Here is a 2,842-nt window from a genome sequence, read left to right as displayed (position 1 = left end):
AGTCGCTCAGCACGGCGTACGCCTCGCTGATCTCCTTGAACTTCGCCTCGGCCGCAGCATCGCCCTGGTTGGAATCCGGGTGGTACTTGCGCGCCAGCTTGCGGTACGTCTTCTTCAGATCGGCGTCGCTGACGTCCTTACTCACCCCGAGGACGGAGTAGAAGTCCTTGTCGAACCAGTCTTGACTCGCCATCGAGGTGCCGCCCTACTCGGCCGGAACGGCGACGACGACCTTCGCCGGACGCAGCTCGGTGGTCCCCAGCCGGTACCCCACCTCGACGACCTCGAGGATCGTCGGGGTTTCGGTGCCGGGGGTCGGGGCCTGGAAGATCGCCTCGTGCTGCTGCGGGTCGAACGCCTCGCCGGCGGCGCCGTAGCGCTCCACTCCCAGCTTCGCCACGATGCCGCGCAGCTTGTCGGCGATGGCGGACAGCGGCGCGCCCTCGACCAGATCACCGTGCTTTTCAGCCCGGTCGAGGTCGTCGAGCACGGGCAGCAGGCTGCGTGCCACCGACCCGCGCGCGCGCTCGATCTCGAGTTCGCGCTGCGACTCGGTGCGGCGGCGGTAGTTGGCGTACTCCGCCTGCACCCGCTTGAGGTCCACGAGCAGGTCAGGCTCGTCGCCCTTCGCCGAAGCCGCATCCGCATCGGCGCCGGCAGCCTCGTCCGACTGCACTGCGGCGAGGATGTCATCGATGGTCAGTTCCGCTTCGCCCTCGCCGTCGGCCGCGGATGCCGCAGCCTCTGCCCCGTGCGAGTCGGGGTCGGAGGCTCGCGCCTCCGACCCCTCGTCACCGGGGACCTCGTCGATGGGCTCTTCGAAGTCCTTGTCCGTCATGTCTTGATTCTCTACTTCTTCTCGTCCTCGTCGTCCACGACCTCGGCATCGATGACGTCCTCCTCGGGGTTCGGCACCTCGCCGTTGCCCGGGTCGGTCGCCGCCGGGTCGGGGTTCTGACCCTGAGCCTGGCTCGAGGCGTAGATCGCCTCGCCCAGCTTGCCCTGCGACTGGCTGAGCTTGTCGAACGCCGTCTTGACCGCGTCGTCGTCGTCACCGGCGAGAGCCGTCTTCAGCGCGTCGACGTCGGCCTGCACGTCGGACTTGACCTCGGCGGGCAGCTTGTCGTCGTTGTCCTTGATGAGCTTGTCGACGGAGTACGCGAGGGTCTCGGCCTGGTTGCGGGTCTCGGCGGACTCGCGGCGCTTCTTGTCCTCGGCGGCGTGCTCCTCGGCCTCGCGCACCATGCGGTCGATGTCCTCCTTGGCCAGCGACGAGCCGCCCGTGATGGTCATCGACTGCTCCTTGCCGGTGCCCTTGTCCTTGGCGGACACGTGCACGATGCCGTTGGCGTCGATGTCGAAGGTGACCTCGACCTGCGGGATGCCACGCGGTGCGGGGGCGATGCCGGTGAGCTCGAAGGTGCCCAGCGGCTTGTTGTCGCGGGTGAACTCGCGCTCGCCCTGGAAGACCTGGATCGCGACCGACGGCTGGTTGTCGTCTGCCGTGGTGAAGGTCTCGCTGCGCTTGGTCGGAATGGCCGTGTTGCGCTCGATCAGCTTGGTCATGATGCCGCCCTTGGTCTCGATGCCGAGGCTCAGGGGGGTCACGTCGATGAGCAGCACGTCCTTGCGCTCACCCTTGAGGACACCGGCCTGCAGGGCAGCGCCGACGGCGACGACCTCGTCAGGGTTGACGCCCTTGTTGGCCTCCTTGCCGGCCTCCTGCTTGACGAGCTCCGAGACGGCGGGCATGCGGGTGGAGCCACCCACGAGCACGACGTGGTCGATGTCGCTCACCTTGATGCCGGCTTCGCGGATGACGTCCTCGAACGGCTTCTTGGTGCGGTCGAGCAGGTCCTTGGTGAGGTCCTCGAACTTCGCGCGGGTGATGGTCTCGGACAGCGACACCGGACCCGACTCCGTCAGCGAAAGGTAGGGCAGGTTGATCGAGGTCGAGGTGGAGCTGGAGAGCTCCTTCTTGGCCTGCTCGGCTGCTTCCTTCAGACGCTGCAGAGCGATCTTGTCGCCCGAGACGTCGACACCGGTGGTGTCCTTGAACTGCTTCATCAGGTACTCGACGAGGCGCTGGTCCCAGTCGTCACCACCGAGGCGGTTGTCGCCGGCGGTGGAGCGCACCTGGATGGTCGAGAAGTCGTCGTCCTTGCCCACTTCGAGCAGCGAGACGTCGAAGGTGCCGCCACCGAGGTCGAAGACGAGGATGAGCTCGTCCTCCTTGCCACGGTCGAGGCCGTACGCCAGCGCGGCGGCGGTGGGCTCGTTGATGATGCGCAGGACGTTGAGGCCCGCGATCTCGCCGGCCTCCTTGGTGGCCTGACGCTCGGCGTCGTTGAAGTACGCCGGAACCGTGATGACGGCATCCGTCACCGCGTCGCCCAGGTACTGCTCGGCGTCGCGCTTGAGCTTCTGCAGAATGCGCGCGGAGATCTCCTGGGGCGTGTAGGCCTTGCCGTCGATCGACTGCGTCTTCCAGTCGGTGCCCATGTGGCGCTTGACCGAGGTGATGGTGCGGTCGACGTTGGTGACGGCCTGGCGCTTCGCGGTCTCACCGACGAGCACCTCACCGTCTTTGGTGAAGGCCACGACCGACGGGGTCGTGCGGAAGCCCTCCGCGTTCGCGATGACCTTGGGCTCGCCGCCCTCGAGGACGCTGACGACCGAGTTGGTCGTGCCGAGGTCGATTCCGACTGCACGTGCCATGTGTTTCTCCTTCGTGTGGAACTGAAAAGTCTGGGGCGGCCCCAACCTTGAGCCGCGATGACTCAAGGGTACGCGGCGCCCCGATCGATGTCAATTGAACTTGAGCCGTGAGGTGTCAAGTTTG

Annotated in this window: 3 protein-coding genes; all 3 read right to left on the bottom strand. The window is 66.6% G+C overall.

The window, feature by feature from the left end; translation table 11 throughout:
- Positions 1-193: DnaJ domain-containing protein (locus tag NQ160_RS07765; protein ID WP_257514646.1), on the bottom strand; the 193-nt coding region annotated here is incomplete at its 3' end.
- 12 nt (positions 194-205) lie between these two features.
- Positions 206-838 (bottom strand): nucleotide exchange factor GrpE, encoded by a 633-nt coding sequence (locus tag NQ160_RS07760; protein WP_257514645.1) that lies wholly within the window; start codon positions 836-838, stop codon positions 206-208.
- Positions 839-849: 11 nt separating this feature from the next.
- Complete coding sequence (gene dnaK / locus NQ160_RS07755) at positions 850-2,718, bottom strand: molecular chaperone DnaK (RefSeq protein ID WP_257514644.1); 1,869 nt, start codon at positions 2,716-2,718, stop codon at positions 850-852.
- Positions 2,719-2,842: the final 124 nt, after the last annotated feature.

The sequence above is a fragment of the Microbacterium sp. zg.Y909 genome, assembly GCF_024626565.1.
This window is presented reverse-complemented; position numbering and strand designations above follow the sequence as displayed.

What these genes read in the sequence shown, in the direction of transcription:
- NQ160_RS07760 (WP_257514645.1), bottom strand. Translation starts at nt 838, where the DNA reads ATGACGGACAAGGACTTCGAAGAGCCCATCGACGAGGTCCCCGGTGAC.
- dnaK (WP_257514644.1), bottom strand. Translation starts at nt 2,718, where the DNA reads ATGGCACGTGCAGTCGGAATCGACCTCGGCACGACCAACTCGGTCGTC.